At 61.5% G+C, this 18,236-nt stretch carries 14 protein-coding genes; 6 read left to right on the forward strand and 8 right to left on the reverse strand.

Going from position 1 to position 18,236, the window contains the following annotated elements:
* Window positions 1-17 precede the first annotated feature (17 nt).
* Together KD146_RS00370 and KD146_RS00375 are read left to right on the forward strand one after the other, a co-directional pair.
* Complete coding sequence (locus KD146_RS00370; protein WP_212656792.1) at window positions 18-1,202, forward strand: lytic murein transglycosylase; 1,185 nt, start codon at window positions 18-20, stop codon at window positions 1,200-1,202.
* A 76-nt stretch (window positions 1,203-1,278) separates the two neighbouring features.
* Window positions 1,279-2,439, forward strand: coding sequence for an SGNH/GDSL hydrolase family protein (locus tag KD146_RS00375; RefSeq protein ID WP_212656793.1), 1,161 nt, complete (start codon window positions 1,279-1,281; stop codon window positions 2,437-2,439).
* Here KD146_RS00375 and hpt read toward each other — a convergent pair.
* From hpt to KD146_RS00400, 5 genes are all read right to left on the reverse strand, one after another.
* A complete protein-coding gene (hpt, locus tag KD146_RS00380) occupies window positions 2,436-2,975 on the reverse strand; it encodes a hypoxanthine phosphoribosyltransferase (RefSeq protein WP_212656794.1) in 540 nt (179 codons plus the stop codon). The genes KD146_RS00375 and hpt overlap by 4 nt on opposite strands.
* Before the next feature lie 333 nt (window positions 2,976-3,308).
* Window positions 3,309-4,736: a glutamate synthase subunit beta gene (locus KD146_RS00385; RefSeq protein ID WP_212656795.1), complete on the reverse strand. Its 1,428-nt coding sequence runs from the start codon at window positions 4,734-4,736 to the stop codon at window positions 3,309-3,311.
* Between the two features lie 11 nt (window positions 4,737-4,747).
* The gene (gene gltB / locus KD146_RS00390; RefSeq protein ID WP_212656796.1) at window positions 4,748-9,490 is read right to left on the reverse strand and encodes a glutamate synthase large subunit; all 4,743 of its coding nucleotides are present in this window, start codon (window positions 9,488-9,490) and stop codon (window positions 4,748-4,750) included.
* A 513-nt stretch (window positions 9,491-10,003) separates the two neighbouring features.
* Window positions 10,004-10,477: a DNA starvation/stationary phase protection protein Dps gene (gene dps, locus KD146_RS00395; protein ID WP_212656797.1), complete on the reverse strand. Its 474-nt coding sequence runs from the start codon at window positions 10,475-10,477 to the stop codon at window positions 10,004-10,006.
* Window positions 10,478-10,693: 216 nt separating this feature from the next.
* Complete coding sequence (locus KD146_RS00400; protein WP_212656798.1) at window positions 10,694-11,152, reverse strand: Hsp20 family protein; 459 nt, start codon at window positions 11,150-11,152, stop codon at window positions 10,694-10,696.
* Window positions 11,153-11,653: 501 nt separating this feature from the next.
* Between KD146_RS00400 and KD146_RS00405 the strand changes: the two genes are divergently transcribed.
* Window positions 11,654-12,625, forward strand: coding sequence for an alpha/beta fold hydrolase (locus tag KD146_RS00405; protein WP_212656799.1), 972 nt, complete (start codon window positions 11,654-11,656; stop codon window positions 12,623-12,625).
* Between the two features lie 471 nt (window positions 12,626-13,096).
* Here the strand turns inward: KD146_RS00405 and KD146_RS00410 are convergent, their stop codons facing one another.
* Complete coding sequence (locus KD146_RS00410) at window positions 13,097-13,888, reverse strand: class I SAM-dependent methyltransferase (RefSeq protein ID WP_249327541.1); 792 nt, start codon at window positions 13,886-13,888, stop codon at window positions 13,097-13,099.
* Between the two features lie 237 nt (window positions 13,889-14,125).
* On the opposite strand from KD146_RS00410, the gene KD146_RS00415 reads away from it, so the two are divergent.
* The 3 genes from KD146_RS00415 to KD146_RS00425 are packed head-to-tail and all read left to right on the forward strand — an operon-like array spanning window position 14,126 to window position 16,493.
* Complete coding sequence (locus KD146_RS00415; RefSeq protein ID WP_212656800.1) at window positions 14,126-15,442, forward strand: pilus assembly protein; 1,317 nt, start codon at window positions 14,126-14,128, stop codon at window positions 15,440-15,442.
* On the forward strand, window positions 15,439-15,963 hold the full coding sequence (locus tag KD146_RS00420) for a TadE/TadG family type IV pilus assembly protein (protein ID WP_212656801.1): 525 nt from the start codon (window positions 15,439-15,441) through the stop codon (window positions 15,961-15,963). Before KD146_RS00415 ends, KD146_RS00420 begins: the two co-directional genes overlap by 4 nt.
* A complete protein-coding gene (locus tag KD146_RS00425; protein WP_212656802.1) occupies window positions 15,960-16,493 on the forward strand; it encodes a TadE/TadG family type IV pilus assembly protein in 534 nt (177 codons plus the stop codon). Before KD146_RS00420 ends, KD146_RS00425 begins: the two co-directional genes overlap by 4 nt.
* Here KD146_RS00425 and hisN read toward each other — a convergent pair.
* Both hisN and KD146_RS00435 read right to left on the reverse strand, forming a co-directional pair.
* The gene (hisN, locus tag KD146_RS00430) at window positions 16,490-17,278 is read right to left on the reverse strand and encodes a histidinol-phosphatase (RefSeq protein ID WP_212656803.1); all 789 of its coding nucleotides are present in this window, start codon (window positions 17,276-17,278) and stop codon (window positions 16,490-16,492) included. The genes KD146_RS00425 and hisN overlap by 4 nt on opposite strands.
* A 43-nt stretch (window positions 17,279-17,321) precedes the next feature.
* The gene (locus KD146_RS00435) at window positions 17,322-18,218 is read right to left on the reverse strand and encodes an N-formylglutamate amidohydrolase (protein ID WP_345790715.1); all 897 of its coding nucleotides are present in this window, start codon (window positions 18,216-18,218) and stop codon (window positions 17,322-17,324) included.
* Window positions 18,219-18,236: the final 18 nt, after the last annotated feature.

Below are 18,236 nucleotides of genomic sequence, written 5' to 3' on the forward strand. Positions count from 1 at the left end.
TCCTATTGGCTAGCGCATTGTTAGCACTGAGCCTGACCACTGCCACATTTGGGCAGCCGGTCGAGAGCTTTGACAGCTTTGTTGCCAATTTCCGCAGCAAGGCGGTGGCGGGGGGCGTCGACCGGCAGGTGTATGACGCAGTGATGGGTGGACTGACGCCGGACCCGCGCGTGCCAAAACTGGTGACAGCACAGCCCGAATTCACCACGCCGATCTGGGACTATATCGACGGGCGGGTGACCGCCGGACGGATCGAACGGGGCAAGGCAGCGATTGCGCGCAATCAGGCGCTGTTTGCGGCGGTGGGTGAAGCCTCTGGCGTCGATCCCTATCTGCTGGGCGCGATCTGGGGCATGGAGACCGATTATGGCGCGGTATTGGGCAATGCTGGCCTGATCCGCCCGATCGTGCGTTCGCTGGCGACATTGGTGCATCAGCGCCGCAGCCGGCTGGTCGAGGATGAGGCTGATCTGATTGCAGCGCTGGTGCTGCTGCAGCGGGGGCAGACCAGTGCGGATGCCCTGGTGGGATCCTGGGCCGGTGCTATCGGGCATTTGCAGGTGAACCCCTCCAATGTGGTGGCGCATGGCACGGATGGCGATGGCGATGGTCGGGTGGACCTGCACAATTCGCTGGCCGATGCGCTGGCCACCAGTGCGCGGTTCATCCGGGGGCTGGGCTACCAGCCCGGCGTTGATTGGGGCATGGAGGTGGTTGTGCCGAGCGGGTTCGACTATCTGCTGGCCAGCCGCACGCAATTGCGTCCGGTGTCGTTTTTTGCCGAGAGGGGCATAGCGCGGGTGGCAGGGCGTCAGTTCAGCGATCCGAACCTGCCGGTGTTTCTCTATGTGCCAGCGGGCAAGGATGGGCCGAAGTTTCTGATGACCCAGAACTATCTGGTGCTCAAGGGCTACAATTTCTCGGACAGCTACGCGATGAGCGTGGCGCATATGACCGACCGGCTCAAGGGCGGTGGGCCGTTTGTCGATGACTGGCCGCGCGGCACGGTGTTTCCCAATCTGGCCGAGCGCGAGGCAATCCAGCGCGCGCTGGGGGCGCTGGGGCTCTATAACGGCAGTGTGGATGGTCGGCTGGGGCCGATTACCCAAGAAGCCTATGCGCGCTTCCAGGCCAGCCAGGGCGCTGTTGCAGACGGCTTCATCACCAAGGCGGCCTATAATGCGCTGGCGGCTGTGCGCTGATAACTTCCCGGTGCGTGTGATGGCGCTGCGGTCTGGCTTTTGCTAGGAGGGGACAGGTTTGGCGCGTGAGTTGAGCATGACCCGTCTGTTTATGGCATTGCTGATCGGGATGTTCGTCCTTGTGGACGTGGCGCCCGCGCTCGCCCAAAGCCCCGACACCATGCTGATGGCACAGGCGCAGAAGCGCCGGACGCTGTTTGACCTGTTGTTCGGTGAGGAAGAAACCAAGCCTGCTCCGGTGCAGCAGCCACAGCGCACCACGCGCCAGCAGGCACCCGCGGCCAGCCTGCCGCCGCCCAAGCCGCAGGTGGAAAAATCTGCCGACGCGACGCGACTGGCGGTGTTCGGCGACTCCCTGGCGATTGATCTGAGCAAGGCGCTTGAGCGGCACTATGCCGAGGACGCCAATCTGGTGGTGATCAATCAGGGGGTCAGCTCGTCCGGCTTTGTGCGCGATGACTTCTTTGACTGGAACAAGGCGCTAGCCGAGCAGATCGCGGCGGACAGCTTTGACATGGCCGTGGTGATCATCGGCATTAATGACCGTCAGGATATCCGCGCGGAAGGGGAGACCTATTCATCGCTGACCGAAGGTTGGACGGCGGAATATCAGGCGCGACTGACCCGGTTCCTGGGGCAGTTGCGGGCGGCACGCAAGCCGGTGATCTGGGTCGGGCTGCCGCCCATGAGCAAGGCGTCCTATTCCGCAGCGATCAGCCAGATTGCCAATGTGCAGCGGCTGGCGACGTTTTCGGGCGGCGCGGAATATGTCGACATCTATGAGCGGTTCCTGGGCGAAGACGGCAAGTACAGCTCGTACGGGCCCGATGTAAACGGACAGAATGCGCGCATGCGCAAGGATGACGGCATCCATTTCGCAACGGCGGGATCGGACAAGCTGGCGTTCTATCTCAGCCAGTCGATCCGCACTTTCTATCGCGGTGGCGGTGTGGTCAGTGCGGTGGCCGATCCGCTGCTGGGCACCGATGCAGCGGCCATGGTACGCCCGCCCTATCAGGGGCTGGGGCAGACGCGTCTGCTTGAAATCGCCGGGGCAGTGATCCCGATCAGCCGGGTGCCGGCGCGCTCCGATGACCTGCTGATATCGTCGGGCGCGCCTGCAGCGCCTGCACCCTTTACGCTGGAAGCGCTGATGAGCGCCCCGATCGGTCGGGTGGATGCGTTTGGCGTGGGGCTCGACCCTGCAGCCGTGGTCGAAAACGGCAGCGGCCGCTAGTCGGTAAAGCGGACCGCGCCGATATGGGGCAGGTTGCGATTGCGCTGGCCGTAATCGATGCCATAGCCAACCACAAATTTGTCTGGAATATCAAAGCCGATCCAGCGCGCCTGCACGTCGGTTTCGCGGCGGCTGGGCTTGTTGAGCAGGGCGCACACTTCCATGCGGCGGGGATGGCGGGTGCCGAGGATTTCGAGCACATGCTTGAGCGTATAGCCGGTGTCGACAATGTCCTCGACCACCAGCACGTCGCGGCCGGCGATCTCGCCGCGCAGATCCTTGAGGATGCGGACTTCACGGCTCGATTCCATGGCATTGCCATAGGAAGAGGCTTCCATGAAGTCGACTTCAACCGGCAGGTCGAGTTCGCGCACCAGATCGGCGATGAAGATGAATGAGCCGCGCAGCAGGCCGACGACGACGAGCTTGTCGGTATCGGCGTAATGGGTGGAGATCTCTTTTGCCAGGGCTTCGACGCGGGCGGCGATGGACTTGGCCGAGATCAGTTCATCGACGACATAGGGCTTCTGGGTCATGGCAGTTCTCTAACTTGGCATGCGATGCGACAGCGCAGATCGGCCAAGCTGATAGCAGAATGTGTGTCGGCACGGTAGCGCTGGTGGTGGTGGCTTTTTTGGGTTTGCTGAGGGGGATTTGGCGTGGTGTCTGGAAGAGTTCCCCCTCCTAACCTCCCCCTGAACAGGGGAAGGCACCAGTTTGGCGTGTGGCGTGAGATGGTGTTTGATCTCCGGACACGGGCTCTCCAGCCCTGATGGGCGATTGGAAGCGTACCCCTTGCGGCCTCCCCCTTGGGCAGGGGGAGGAATGCGCGCGGTGGGTGGTGGGGCCGGGGCCCACGTCCGATGCTGCTAGCGCGGCAGGTTGGTCTTGCCCATCAGATCGAAATCGATGGAGCGGGCGGCCTGACGGCCTTCGCGGATGGCCCAGACGACGAGCGACTGCCCACGGCGCATATCGCCGGCCGCGTAGACCTTGGGCACGGTGGTCTTGTAGCTGATGGTGTCAGCAAACAGATTGCCGCGCTTGTCCAGATCAGCGCCCAGTTCGGTCAGCATGCCTTCCTTGACCGGGGAGGCGAAGCCGATGGCGAGCAGGACCAGATCGGCCTTGATGATGAACTCGCTGCCGGGAATGGGCTGACGCTTGCGATCAACGCGGGCGCATTCGACGCCGGTGACCTGACCCTTGGCATTGCCGATGATCTTCATGGTGCCTGCCGCAAACTCGCGGATGGCGCCTTCAGCCTGGCTGGAGGAAGTGCGCATCTTGACCGCCCAGTTGGGCCAGTTGGTCAGCTTGTTCTCAAGCTCTGGTGGCATGGGACGCACGTCCAGCTGGGTCACCGCAATGGCGCCCTGACGGAACGAGGTGCCCACGCAGTCACTGGCGGTATCACCACCACCGACGACCACGACATGCTTGCCCGCGGCTGTTAGCTGGGCCTGACCCGACACATCCTCGCCGCCGAGGCGACGGTTCTGCTGCACCAGGAACGGCATGGCAAAGTGCACGCCCGCCAGATCGGTGCCTTCGGCATCGACATCACGCGGCTTTTCGGAGCCGCCGCACATCAGCACGGCGTCGTGCTTTGCCTGCAGCTCGGCCAGTGGCGTGGTGACGCCGACATTGACGCCATAGTGGAAGGTGACGCCTTCGGCTTCCATCTGAGTGACGCGGAAGTCGATGTGTTCCTTCTCCATCTTGAAGTCGGGAATGCCATAGCGCATCAGGCCGCCGGCCTTGGGCTCGCGTTCATAAAGGTGCACATCGTGCCCCGCGCGGGCCAGCTGCTGGGCCGCGGCCATGCCTGCGGGACCCGAACCGATAATGCCCACCGACTTGCCGGTCTTGTCGGGGTTGATCTGCGGCTTGATCCAGCCCGCGCGGATGGCGCGGTCGGCAATGGCCTGTTCGACGGTCTTGATGGCGACCGGCACGTCTTCCAGGTTCAGCGTGCAGGCTTCCTCGCAGGGGGCGGGGCAGATGCGGCCGGTGAATTCGGGGAAGTTGTTGGTCGAGTGCAGGTTGCGCGCCGCGTCTTCCCAATTGCCGTGATAGACAAGGTCATTCCAGTCCGGGATCTGGTTGTTGACCGGGCAGCCGGTATCGCCATGGCAGAACGGAATACCGCAATCCATGCAACGGGCAGCCTGATCGACAACACGCCCTTCCGAGAGCGGAATGGTGAATTCACCAAAGTGGCGAATGCGATCGGACGCTGGCTCGTAGCGGGGCTCTTCGCGCTCGATCTCGAGAAAGCCTGTTACCTTACCCATGTGCTCTCTCCTTATTCTGCCGGTGCGCCAAGACCGCCGGACGCGCGCTTTTGTTCCATCTCGCGGATGGCGCGGCGATATTCGACGGGCATGACCTTGACGAACTTGGGTCGCATTTCAACCCAGTTATCGAGGATCTGCTTGGCTCGGGTGGAGCCGGTATAGTGCAGATGGTTGGAAATGAGCTGGTGCAGGCGCTCGTCATCATGGCGCGTCATGTCGCCAGAGATGTCGACACGACCGTGCCATTCCAGATCACCACCGTGATGGTGCAGCCGGCGCATGAGGTTTTCTTCCTCGGGCACGGGCTCGAGATCGACCATGGCCAGGTTGCAGCGCTCGCGGAAGGTTTCGTCTTCATCGAGCACATAGGCGACGCCGCCAGACATGCCGGCTGCGAAGTTGCGGCCGGTCTGACCCATGACCACGACAACGCCGCCGGTCATGTATTCGCAGCCGTGATCACCGGTGCCTTCGACAACGGCGATGGCACCCGAGTTGCGGACGGCAAAGCGTTCGCCAGCCACGCCGCGGAAATAGCACTCACCGGCAATGGCGCCGTAGAGTACGGTATTGCCCACGATGATGGACTTGTTGGGATCAAAGGCGGCCTTTTCGGACGGACGCACCACGATGCGGCCACCCGACAGGCCCTTGCCGACATAGTCATTGGCATCGCCGACCATATCGATGGAAATGCCGCGGGCGAGGAACGCACCGAAGGCCTGACCGGCGGTGCCGCTCAGCTTGATCGAAATGGTGTCATCGAGCAGACCCTCATGGCCATACTTCTTGGCCACTGCACCGGAGAGCATGGCGCCCGCAGAGCGGTCGCGGCTGCGGATGGGCAGATCGATATGGACCGCCGTGCCGTTTTCAAGCGCGGGCTGGGCCAGTTCGATGAGCTTGCGATCGAGCACCGATTCCAGATGATGGTTCTGGGTCTCGGAGTGATAGAGCGTGTCCTCGCCCTGCAGTTCCGGCTTGAAGAACAGCTTGGTGAAATCAACGCCTTCGCTCTTCCAGTGATCGGCCAGCTTGCGCTGATCGAGCAGGTCCGAACGGCCGATGAGCTCGTTGAGGGTGCGCGCACCCAGCTCGGCCAGCAGGCCCCGCAGCTCTTCGGCGATGAAGAAGAAGTAGTTGATGACGTGTTCGGGCGTGCCCTTGAAGCGCTTGCGCAGCACCGGATCCTGGGTGGCAACGCCAACCGGGCAGGTGTTGAGATGGCACTTGCGCATCATGATGCAGCCTGCCGCGATCAGCGGCGCGGTCGAGAAGCCGAACTCGTCGGCACCCAGCAGGGCGCCAATGAGCACGTCGCGACCGGTCTTGAGACCGCCATCGACCTGCAGCCGGACGCGGCTGCGCAGGCGGTTGAGCACCAGGGTCTGGTGGGTTTCGGCCAGACCGATTTCCCATGGACCGCCCGCATGCTTGAGCGAGGTCAGCGGCGAAGCGCCGGTGCCGCCATCATAGCCCGAAACGGTGATGTGATCAGCGCGCGCCTTGGCAACGCCAGCGGCAACCGTGCCGACACCGACTTCGGAGACCAGCTTGACTGAAATATCGGCCTGCTCATTGACGTTCTTGAGGTCGTAGATGAGCTGGGCAAGGTCTTCGATGGAATAGATGTCATGGTGCGGCGGCGGGCTGATAAGGCCCACGCCGGGCGTTGAGTGACGGGTCTTGGCAACGATCCAGTCGACCTTGTGGCCGGGCAGCTGACCACCTTCGCCGGGCTTGGCACCCTGGGCGACCTTGATCTGCAGCTGATCGGCATTGACCAGATATTCGGTGGTGACGCCAAAGCGGCCCGAGGCGATCTGCTTGATGGCCGAGCGCATGGGGTTGCGCGAGCCATCGGGCAGGGGCTTGTAGCGATCGGGCTCTTCGCCGCCTTCACCGGTGTTGGACTTGCCGCCAATGGTGTTCATGGCCTTGGCCAGCGTGGTGTGGGCCTCGCGCGAAATCGAGCCAAAGCTCATCGCGCCGGTGACGAAACGCTTGACGATATCGGCAGCGGGTTCAACCTCGTCCAGCGGCACGGCGGCGCCAATGGGCTTGATGTCGAACAGGTTGCGAATGGCCAGGTAGCCGTTTTCGCCGGAGTTCACGCGCTCGGCAAAGCTGTTGTAGCGTTCCTGCGCGGTTTCGGGCGCCTCATCCTTGGTGCGGACGGCGTGCTGGAGATCGGCGACGACGTCGGGGCTCCAGGCATGCTTTTCGCCGCGGATGCGGTACATGTATTCCCCGCCCACATCGAGGGCCTTGCGCAGCACGGCCTTGGCGCCGAAGGCGTCGGTATGCCGGCGCACGGTTTCCTCGGCGACCTCGGCCAGGCCGACACCCTCAATGGTGGTGGCGGTGCCAAAGAAGAAACGCTTGACGAATTCGGTGCTCAGACCGACGGCGTCGAAGATCTGGGCGCCGCAATAGGACTGGTAGGTCGAGATGCCCATCTTGGACATGACCTTGAGCAGGCCCTTGCCGACCGACTTGATGTAGCGGTTGACCACTTCCTGGGCGTCGACTTCGGCCGGGAACTCGCCTTCGGCGTGCATGGCGGCCAGGGTTTCGAACGCCAGATAGGGGTTGATGGCTTCGGCGCCATAACCGGCCAGCATGGCGAACTGGTGCATTTCGCGGGCTTCGCCGGTCTCGATCACCAGACCCGAGGAGGTACGCAGACCCTTGCGGATCAGGTGGTGATGCACGGCAGCGGTGGCCAGCAGCGCCGGAATGGCGATGCGGTCAGCCGCGACCAGGCGGTCGGACAGGATGATGATGTTGAACTCGCCGCGCACGGCGGCTTCAGCGCGCTCGCAAATGGCATTGATGGCCGCTTCCATGCCCACTGCGCCCTTGTCGGCAGAGTAGGTGATGTCGATGGTTTCGGTGCGGAACTGGTTGTCGGCCATATCGCCAATGGCCCGGATCTTTTCGAGATCCTCATTGGTCAGAACGGGCTGACGCACCTCAAGGCGCTTCTCCTTGGAGACGCCTTCGAGATCGAAAATGTTGGGGCGCGGGCCAATGAAGCTGACCAGGCTCATCACCGATTCCTCGCGGATCGGATCGATGGGCGGGTTGGTCACCTGCGCGAAGTTCTGCTTGAAATAGGTGTAGAGCAGCTTGGACTTCTGGCTCAGCGCGGAAATGGGCGTGTCGGTACCCATGGATCCGACAGCTTCCTGGCCGGTGGTGGCCATGGGCGTCATCAGGATCTTGATGTCTTCCTGGGTGTAACCAAAGGCCTGCATGCGATCGAGCAGGGACTCGGTGGTCTTGGGCGTCTCAAGCTCGGTCTTGGGCAGATCCTCAAGCACGATCTGGCTGCGGGCGAGCCATTCGGCATAGGGGTTCTTGGTAGCCAGGGTCTGCTTGATCTCTTCGTCGGAGATGATGCGGCCTTCTTCAAGGTCGATCAGCAGCATGCGGCCGGGCTGCAGGCGCCAGCGCTCGACGATGTCCTCGTCGGGAATGGTCAGCACGCCGGATTCCGAGGCCAGGACCACATGGCCTTCCTTGGTCACCAGATAGCGGGCAGGGCGCAGGCCGTTGCGGTCCAGCGTTGCCACGACGTAGCGGCCATCGCTCAGGCTCATGGCAGCCGGACCGTCCCATGGCTCCATCAGGGCAGCGTGATATTCGTAAAAGGCGCGACGCGTCTCATCCATCAGCGGATTGCCGGCCCAGGCTTCGGGGATCAGCATCATGGCAGCATGGGGCAGCGAATAGCCGCCACGCACGAGGAATTCGAGCGCGTTGTCGAAGCAGGCCGTATCGGACTGACCTTCGTAGGAAATCGGCCAGATCTTGGTGATGTCATCGCCGAACTTGGGCGAGGAGACCGAGGCCTGGCGCGCCGCCATCCAGTTGACGTTGCCGCGAATGGTGTTGATCTCACCATTGTGGGTGGTCATGCGATAGGGGTGGGCCAGCTTCCAGGAGGGGAAGGTGTTGGTCGAAAAGCGCTGATGCACCAGAGCGATGGCGCTCTGGAACGTCTCGTCATGCAGGTCGAGATAGAAGGCGCCCAGCTGGAAGGCCAGGAACATGCCCTTGTAGACAATGGTGCGGGCCGACATGGACACGACATAAAAGCCGTTATCGCCAGCGGATTCGGGAATGTCGGCATAGACGGTGTTGGAGATGACCTTGCGCACGATGAGCAGTTTGCGCTCGAACTCATCAAGGCTCAGGCCATCGGGGCGGGCGATCACCAGCTGCTCGATGATGGGCTGGGTGGCGATCACGCCGGCGGACAGGGCCGAGTTGTCGGTGGGCACGACGCGCTCGCCCAGGACACTCAGGCCCTCGCGCTCAAGGCAGGCATGGACGCGCCTGGCGACGCGATCGCGCAGGCCATCGGTGTTGGGATAGAACAGCATGGCCACGGCGTAGTGGTGCTTTTCGGGCAGATCGAATGGCATGACCTTCTTGAAGAAGTCATGAGGGGTCTGCACCAGAATGCCGGCGCCATCGCCCATGAGGGGATCCGCGCCCACGGCACCGCGATGCTCAAGGTTCTCGAGAATTTCGAGACCCTTCTGCACCACTTCGTGGCTGGCCTTGTTCTTGATGTTGGCAATCATGCCGATGCCGCAGGCATCATGCTCGTTGGCGGGATCATACAGACCCTGCGCCTCGGGGCGGCCGTGCGATACGCGCTTGCCATCCAAAATCAGGGTTTTGGCCGTGGCAGGTTTCGTGGTGACGGGAGAAATGGATCCGTTCCGCGTGTGTGCCATGGCGTGTTCCTCGTTGGTTGGTCGCGCCCGTCGCCGGGCGATGTCACTATATGGTGTGCATCCTGGTGGTGTCAGTTGCCCGACGGTTTGGATGCGGTCTCGATCCTCTAGTGGGCGCGTTGCTCACGCGGGTCGTACACAGTACGGCTCGAATGAGCAAATACGTCCATGCGTGGGGAGTGGCACTGCATCCAAATGGCCACTCGAATTCGGGCTAGTTTAGCCCCGCCTGCCCGTTTCCGCTATCGTCTAGCGGTCCAGCCGGACCAGCGTGCGTGCTGGCCGCGGAGAGCGGGGCGACGCGTCATATAGGACAGTTGTGCTGCCCTATCGACCGCACATTTGCATAATTCCAAACTGGGAGCAAGCGCCTTTGCCGCGCTGAGGGGGCAGAAAATAGGAAATCACCAACTGAGTTGTAGGAAATAATAGGCATTTTGGCGGTTTGACGCCGCAAAAAGGGGCGCTTCCGGTCGGGAAGCGCCCCTTGATCACAATTGATGTGGCAATTGCCTATTCGAGATGGGACTTGATGAACCACAGGTCCTTGTCGAGCTCGCGCGAAAAGGCGGTCAGGATGTCGGCGGCATCAGCATCACCGGCTTCGTCGGTGGCGTCGATATCTTCGCGCACCTGATTGGCGATGCTGGCAAAGCGATCGGCAAGCGCCTGAAGATGGTCGGGGACCTTCTTGATATCGGTGGGGTAGGCGTCGAGCGTGCTCGACTTGGCCACGGCCTGGCTGGTGCCAACGGGCGTGCCATCAAGCTGAGCCACGCGCTCGGCGATCACATCGACATGGCCATCAATGGCGGTGCGCATGGGATCGAGCATTTCGTGCACGGCGATGAAATTGGGACCCTTGAGGTTCCAATGGGCCTGCTTGACGATCAGGGCCAGATCAATGGCGTCGAGCAGACGGGCATTGAGAATGTCGATAACGGTCGACTTGGCGTTGGCCTTCAGAGCAATCGAGGGGGTCTTCATAATGAGTTCCTTTGACGCTGTTGACGCTTGATGATGTGAGTCATCAACCAATGGGGTGGGCTGAGGTTCCGTTATCGGGGCGCAAAAAAGGCGCAGTCAGAGCCTGACTGCGCCTCCGATCATGCAGGCTGGACAACGGGGTCATACGAGCTCAGCTCTGATGGCCCAGCCGCCCACAACCGCTCCAGTGGAGCGATTTTGCGCAAGCGCCGGCGTCTAGTTGACCGACTTGTCCTCAATGGTTGGCTGCTCGCCAGACTTGATCTCGATCGAGCGCGGCTTCTTGCTTTCGGGCAATTCGCGCTTGAGTTCGAGATGGAGCAAGCCGTTCTCGAGGGTGGCGCCATGAACCTCGACATAGTCGGCAAGCTGGAAGCGCAGTTCAAAGGCGCGTTCAGCAATGCCGCGATGGAGGAATTCGCGGGCCTTGTCGGCGGTCTCGGCGGATTTGGCGCCCTTGACCACAAGGTTGTTTTCCTTGGTCTCAATGGCGATGTCGCCATTGCCAAAACCGGCTACGGCAATCGAGATGCGGTAGGTGTCATCACCGGTGCGCTCGATATTGTAGGGAGGGTAGGTCTTGGCTTCCTGCCCGACCAGATTGTCGAGGCGATTGAAGACCCGGTCAAAGCCGACGGTCGAGCGGTAGAAGGGGGAAAAATCAATGGTCTGCATAGTCACATTCTCCGTAAAGCAACGTGGTTTCCCGGTGGTCTCGTGCTGGCTCCCAACATTAGGCAAGCCGTGAAATTCGAGGCCGGGGTCCCCGGCGAGTGCCGGCGAACAAGTGAAATATGGGGGGCCGAATGACGGGTTCAAGGGGTGCAGGATTGCACCGGGTATGAACCGAAAATGAATGATGTGGTCCAATCGCGTTCAGGCAGGGGGCGCTAAAAGTGCGGGTGTGCCGAGAGCAATCCCGGCACGGTAAAACAGCGGCCCGTCTTCCGCCCCCCGCACGGGCCGTCATGAAGGAAACCAGTATCCCCCGGGATGCTGGTTTTCTTTTTGCTGCAGCGGTTCTGGCAATCTGCCGGTCTGCAAAGGGCAGGCTCTTGCGCTTGTGGTGCTCCCGTACTCAAGTACGCTGCGCGCCGGTTCTCATCATCCCCCATTTCCACTCGGCAGCCCGCGAATCCCGCTACAGCAAATTGTGCCTTCCAGAACAGGTCTCTCATGAACGTCGTCGATCCCAATGGACCCAGCCTGGTCAATATTGCATCCAACCCCATGCCCGAGGGCGCGCGGGTGGGTTATTTCAAGACGCCCGACAATGTGCAGCTGCGCTATGCGTTCTGGCCGAAGTCGGAAGGCAAGCATCGCGGCACGATCTGTCTGGTGCAGGGGCGTGCCGAATTCATCGAGAAGTATTTCGAGACCATTGCCGATTTCCGCAAGCGGGGGTTTTCGGTGGCCACGTTTGACTGGCGCGGGCAGGGCGGCTCGGACCGGCTGATCGACAATCCAGCGCTGGGCTATGTCGACCGGTTTGAGGATTACTGGACGGACCTCAAGAGCTTTCACGGCCATATCCTGCTGCCCGAATGCCCGCCGCCCTATTATCTAGTGGGCCATTCAATGGGCGGGCTGGCCTCGCTGATGGCCGGCGCCCGGGACCGGCTGATGTTTGACAGGATCTTTCTGTCGGCCCCGATGCTGGCGCTGGACGGCCTGCCATTGAGCATGGCGGGGATGGCGCGCGTGGCCGAGGTGCTCAGCTTTGTCGGGCTGGGCCGGATGCCGGTGAGCCGCAAGGCCGACAAGCCTGCGTCAGAGGCGACATTTCCCAATAATCCGCTGACCGGGGACATGCTGCGCTATCTGCGCATGGTCGATGTGCTCAATGCCCGCCCGATGCTGGAAATCGGTGCGCCGACGGTGCGCTGGGCGGCGTCGGCCTTTGGGGCGATGACAGTGGCTGGTGGGGACAGCTTTCCCGCCAGTGTGCGCATTCCGCTATTGATGCTGGGCGCGGCGCGCGATGCGGTGGTGTCGACCAATGCCATTGAGCAATTGGGCCTGCGGATGCGGACCGGGCGCCACATGGTGATCCCCGGCGCGCGGCATGAACTGTTCATGGAAAGCGACGCGATCCGCGGCCAGGTGTTTGCCGCGTTTGATGCGTTCATCACCGAACAGAGCGGGTGAGTGGGGGCCGGTCCGGGGTGGGAAGGGGACGGTCTGGTACTGGGCACCAGATCGCCAAAGCCGACGTTCACCATTTGGGATTTCACGGCCAGAATAGCCGTGGAATGCGTGGCACTATCGCCAAAGAATTCGTAGGACATCTAACGGGCTGGTCATACCAAAGGCAACTAGGCCCGCTACGGAAAACATTGCCCATGTGACCCAGAAGCTGCGGTGGCGACCAGTCCTAAAACCGTACAAAAAAATGATCAGGTTAATCGGGAAAAATGCCAGGCCCATTGGAAAGCCACGAATTCCGAACACGGGCTGCAATCCGACGATGATTTCAAGCCCTATGAGATGAATTGATTTCTCCGCTGGCGACATATCTCTAAATCTGTCGATTATAGTTCTCCTCGTACGCGGAAGGCTCGACGTGGGGGTGTCTTCGGACCGTCTGCTTCTGGGGTGATATCTATAGCCAGCTGACGTTCAAATGTCAGTGTTGTGAGCAGTGACGACCCACGTCGCGGCGATTAGGCCCACCTGTCCACCCCTCACTCGCTCAGTAATTGCTGCGCGTACTCGTGGTTCAACAGCCGAGCGCATCTCTGGACTATTTCGCAAAGCTTTGCCAAGCGCACCAACTTGCGTCACCACGTTCATCGTTTGGTCGATATCACCGCAAGAAACCTCGGCGTCAAACGGATCAACTGCTACTTCTGCGAAGCCAGCCGCATGCAGGATATTCCTGATGCGAGATGGCTGCTCGAAACTAACATGTGGTGCTTCACTCAACGTCAACCCGCTGGCTTCTAATGGCAGATAGTCCAGCTCGTTTTCCCTGATTGACCGCCAGCATACAAACCCGACTAGACCGTTAGGACGAAGCATCCGGCGTAGATTGCCGAATGCCTGGACGGGGTCTGAGAAGAACATGGCGCCAAATCGCGAGTAAACTACATCGACGCTGTGATCGGGCAGACCGAGATGCGCCGCATCCGCTTGTTCCAGCAAAACCTGCGGCAAATGGATCGTTCTCGAACGTGCGATTTTCAAGGAATTCGGTGCGATATCGACCCCGATCACTCGTCCGAACGTCCCGGTTCGCTCCGCAAGTTGAAACGTCGATTGCCCAGTACCACAGCCGACGTCGAGAACCGTTTTTCCTTCCAATACTCCCAGAACATTCATGGCGGCCAACCCCAGAGGCGCTATTTGCAGATCAATTAGGTCAGCAAGTGCAACCCGCGCGCGATCAGCGACATCAAGCAGGGTTTTCATCTGACTGCACGGTCCGGCTCCGCAGAAACAAACGTCGATTACAACTTCTGCTTGTAGGCCCTGCGCAGTCAATGTTTTCCGTCTCAAATGGGGTCGAAACCCGAAGGGTTTGGTGCTGTGGAGGTCGCATCACGATCGCGTGGTGGGGCGCCACGGTGGGCGTTGAAACTCACCAATTTTCAACGATGTTGCGATAGGAATTGGGTCGGTGCCAGCATGGCATTTGAGGACCAGTAGTTGCCCATACGCAGCTTGTTGACGCGCTTCTTATCCGACCGCTCGGGTAACGTTGCGATTATCTGTGCATTCGCCTTTATTCCAATGTTGGTCGTGGCTGGTGGGGCAACCGATATCGCCCGCCACGAAGCCTATCGGGTGCAGTTGCAGGATGGCGTTGATCGCGCTGTGCTGGCCGCCGCGTCATTGACGCAAACCCGCACCATCGAGGCGACCGTAACCGACTACATGAAGTCGGTGCCGTTCATCAAAGACGTCAAGGTGAGCTTCACGCCCAAGACCGGGCTGAACTATCGCGAAGTCACGGTGCAGGCGCAGTATGCCATGTCGACGGGCTTCCTGCCGCTGATCGGGGTCAACACCATCATGGTGAGCGCCTCGGCCACCGCCATCGAGCGGCGCAAGAATGTCGAAATCTCGCTGATGCTGGACGTGTCGGGTTCGATGCGCAATGGCAATCCGCGCCGCATTGATCTGCTCAAGCCGGCGGCGCGCGATTTTATCGATGCGATCCTGAACGCCAAGACGGCCGATTATACATCGGTGTCGATCGTGCCCTATGCGGGCCAGGTCAATGTGGGGTCCGCGGTATTCGCCGGGCTGGGCGGGACGCGGCTGCACAAGAATTCGTCGTGCTTTGAATTTGCCGATGCCGATTACGCGGCGGGCATGCGCACCTTTGCCGGCCGGGCGCAGGTGCCCCATTTCACGCACTGGAATTTCAACCAGAACGTGAAGGACATGAACTGGTGGTGGTGTCCCACCGAGGACACCTCGATCAGCTATCTGTCCAACAATGCCACCGCGCTCAAGCAGCGCATCACCGATTACAAAATGCATGACGGCACCGGCACGGCGGTGGCGATGAACTGGGGGCTGATGCTGCTGGACCCGACATCGCGCGATTTCGTGCAGTGGGCGTCCACGGCCGGGATCGTGCCGACAGCCTTTGCGGGGCGGCCCTCGGCGTTCAATGACGGCGAAACGCTCAAGTTTATCGTGTTGATGACGGATGGCGCGATCAGCGACCAGTACCGCCCCAAGGACGCCAATCGATCAGTTACCCTGGCGCCCGACAACAAGCTGACCCAGTCGCGCACCCAGGCACGCGATCTGATGTACAAGGTGTGCAACCGGGCCAAGGCCAATGGGGTGGTGGTGTTTACTATCGGGTTTGAAGTGGATTCCACCGCCGCCACGGAAATGGCCAATTGCGCCTCGAGCCCGAGCCATTTCTATTCGGTGACCGGGCTTGATATCGCCAAGGCGTTCAGCTCGATCGCCTCGGCGATCCAGAAGATCCGGTTGACCCAATGATCACGCGGATCCGCCGGGGGTTTGTACGGCATCAGGCGGGCGCGGCTGCGGTGGAGTTCGCGCTCATCGTGCCGATGCTGTTCGCGCTGATCTTTTCGACCATCGAGGTCGGCTGGACGATGGTGCAGACCATCATGCTGGAGCGGGGGCTGGATCTGACGGTGCGTTCGCTGCGCATTGGCAGCCTGGCCAACCCGACCCAGACGCTGATCCGTCAGGCGGTGTGCAAGCAGGCCATGGTGCTCAATGACTGCGTCAACACGCTGACCATCGAGCTGATCCCGATCACCAAGGAAGCCGATTATCCCACCGATTCCTCGCGCTGCATCAACCGGGGCAGCAAGGTGGCGCCGGTGTTGCGGTTTGATGCGGGGTCGCGCTCGCAGACGGTGTTTGTGCGCGCCTGCTTTGTGGTTTCACCGCTGACGCCGGGTCTGGGGGTGGGGCTGGCCCTGCCCAAGGACAATACCGGGGCCTATCGGATCATCGCCAAATCGGCCTTTGTGAACGAGCCATCATGAACACACAGCGGCGCGGGCTATCGGCATGGATACGCGATCAGCGCGGGGCGTCGGCGGTGGAGTTCGCCTTGTTCGCCCCGGTGCTGCTGATGCTGCTGCTGGGATCGGTGACCATTTTTCACATGTTCCGCACGGCGCAAAACCTGGAAAAGGCCACCTATACGGTGGGTGATATCCTGTCGCGCCAGACGGTGGTGAGCAATGATGTGATGACCAACATGCTCAGCCTGACCACCCATTCGGTGGCCATTGTGCGCGACGGGGCCTTGCGGGTAACCAGCATTTCGCGGGTCGGCAGCGGGCTGGTGGTGGACTGGACCAAGACGGTGGGCAAGACCGCTGCGGTGGGCAATACGGCGTTGCCGCTCAGCGTGGTGCCCGACATCGCCAATGGCGACTCGGTGCTGGTGACCGAAACCTTCGTGCCCTATAGCGCGCTGGTCAGCGGGTTCGGGCTGGACCAGATCACGTTTCACTATCGGGCCGTGCAGCGGCCGCGCTTTGTCGGCTCTATCGTGTTCAAGAACTAGGCGGCGTTGACCACGGCCAGCGCCTTTTCGAGCAGGGCCGGGGTGGCTGCCGCCACCACATTGCCGCCACCAGTGGGTTCACTGCCGTCCCAGCAGGCTATGGCGCCGCCAGCCTGACGGATGATGGGCACCAAGGCGGCAATGTCATAGGTGTTCAGGAATGGCTCGATGACAATGTCGGCGTGGCCGGCCGCCAGCAGGGCATAGCCATAGCAATCCAGACCAAAGCGCTGCAGCTGGGTGGCGGCTTCGAGCGCCTTCCACTTGGCCATCAGCTCGGGCGAGCTGAACAGCGAGGGGGTGGTGGTGAAGACGCTCGAAGGCGCCAGTTCGGTCTGGCCGCTGGTACGCAGCGGCCGGGTCAGGCTGTTGCGGTGATAGGTGGCGCTGCCGGGGCTGGCCAGGAAGGTTTCGCCAATAAAGGGCTGGGCCATGACGCCGGCAATGGCAACGCCATTATGGGCAAAGCCGATCAGCGTGCCCCAGACCGGCACGCCGGTGATGAAGGCGCGGGTGCCGTCGACGGGATCGATGATCCAGGTGTATTCGCTGTCGCCCGAATTGCCCCATTCCTCGCCGATAATGGCGTGATCGGGGAAATTTTCGCCAATGACGGCGCGAATGGCGGTCTCGGCGCTGCGATCGGCCTCGGTGACCGGATCAAAGCCGGCGGCTAGCTTGTTGTCGACACCCAGATTGGTGCGGAACAGCGGCAGGGTTTTGCCCGCGGCGGCGTCGGCGGCGGCCAGCAGGGTGGCTTCGACTTTGGCGAGATCGATGGTCATGAGTGGTCCGTGCTGGCAATGAGGCAGGAAGGATAGGCCCTGCTTACTCGGCAGCGGCCTTTTCGGGAAGGGCCTGATTGCCGACCAGCGAGACCAGGTCGAGCCCGATCAGGGCAAAGATCAGCCGCTCCATGACGCCGCGAATGGCATCAAAGCCGTCATTTTTGGTCAGGGTCACCTCGTTCATATAGAGGTGGCGGCTGATTTCGATCTGCAGGGCGTGCACGCCATGCTGGGGGCGACCATAGGTGCGGGTGGCGAAGCCGCCGGCATAGGGGCGGTTGCGCGCGACACGCAGGCCAGCGCCGGTGAAGATGGTTTCGACCAGATCGACCAGACCGGGCGCACAGGTGGTGCCATAGCGATCGCCCAGCACGATATCGGGCGCGGCCTTTTCGTTGGAGCGCGAAATGCGCGGCATGGAATGGCAATCGATCAGCAGGGCGACCCCATAGACATTCATGGCTTCGCTGAGCAGGCGCTGTAGAGCGGCGTGATAGGGGTGATAAATACCCTCAATGCGCATGCGGGCATCATCCAGGGTGAGCCGCTCGCGATAGATGGGTTTGTTCTCGGCCACCACGCGGGCCAGCGTGCCCAGACCGGCGGCGACGCGTGGCGAGGTGGTGTTGAAGCGATCCGAAAGCGGCTCGACGAACATGGTGGGGTCAAGTTCCCAGGGCTCGCGATTGACGTCGAGATAGGCGCGCGGAAAATGGGCGCGCAGCAGCGGGGCGCCAACATGGGGCGCACGGGCGAACAGCTCATCGACCCAGGCATCCTCGGATTGCCGGATGGAAAGATGATCAAGCCGGGTCATGGCCAGAAAGCGTTCGGGATAGACGCGACCGGAATGGGGCGAATTGAACACGAGCGGCGCGAGCAACCGGCGGGGCCGGATGGTCTCAAATGCCGGCTGATCCCAATAGTCGGACCGCACACTGCCTCCTCGCGCTGA

Source organism: Devosia litorisediminis (genome assembly GCF_018334155.1).
GTDB classification, from domain to species: domain Bacteria; phylum Pseudomonadota; class Alphaproteobacteria; order Rhizobiales; family Devosiaceae; genus Devosia; species Devosia litorisediminis.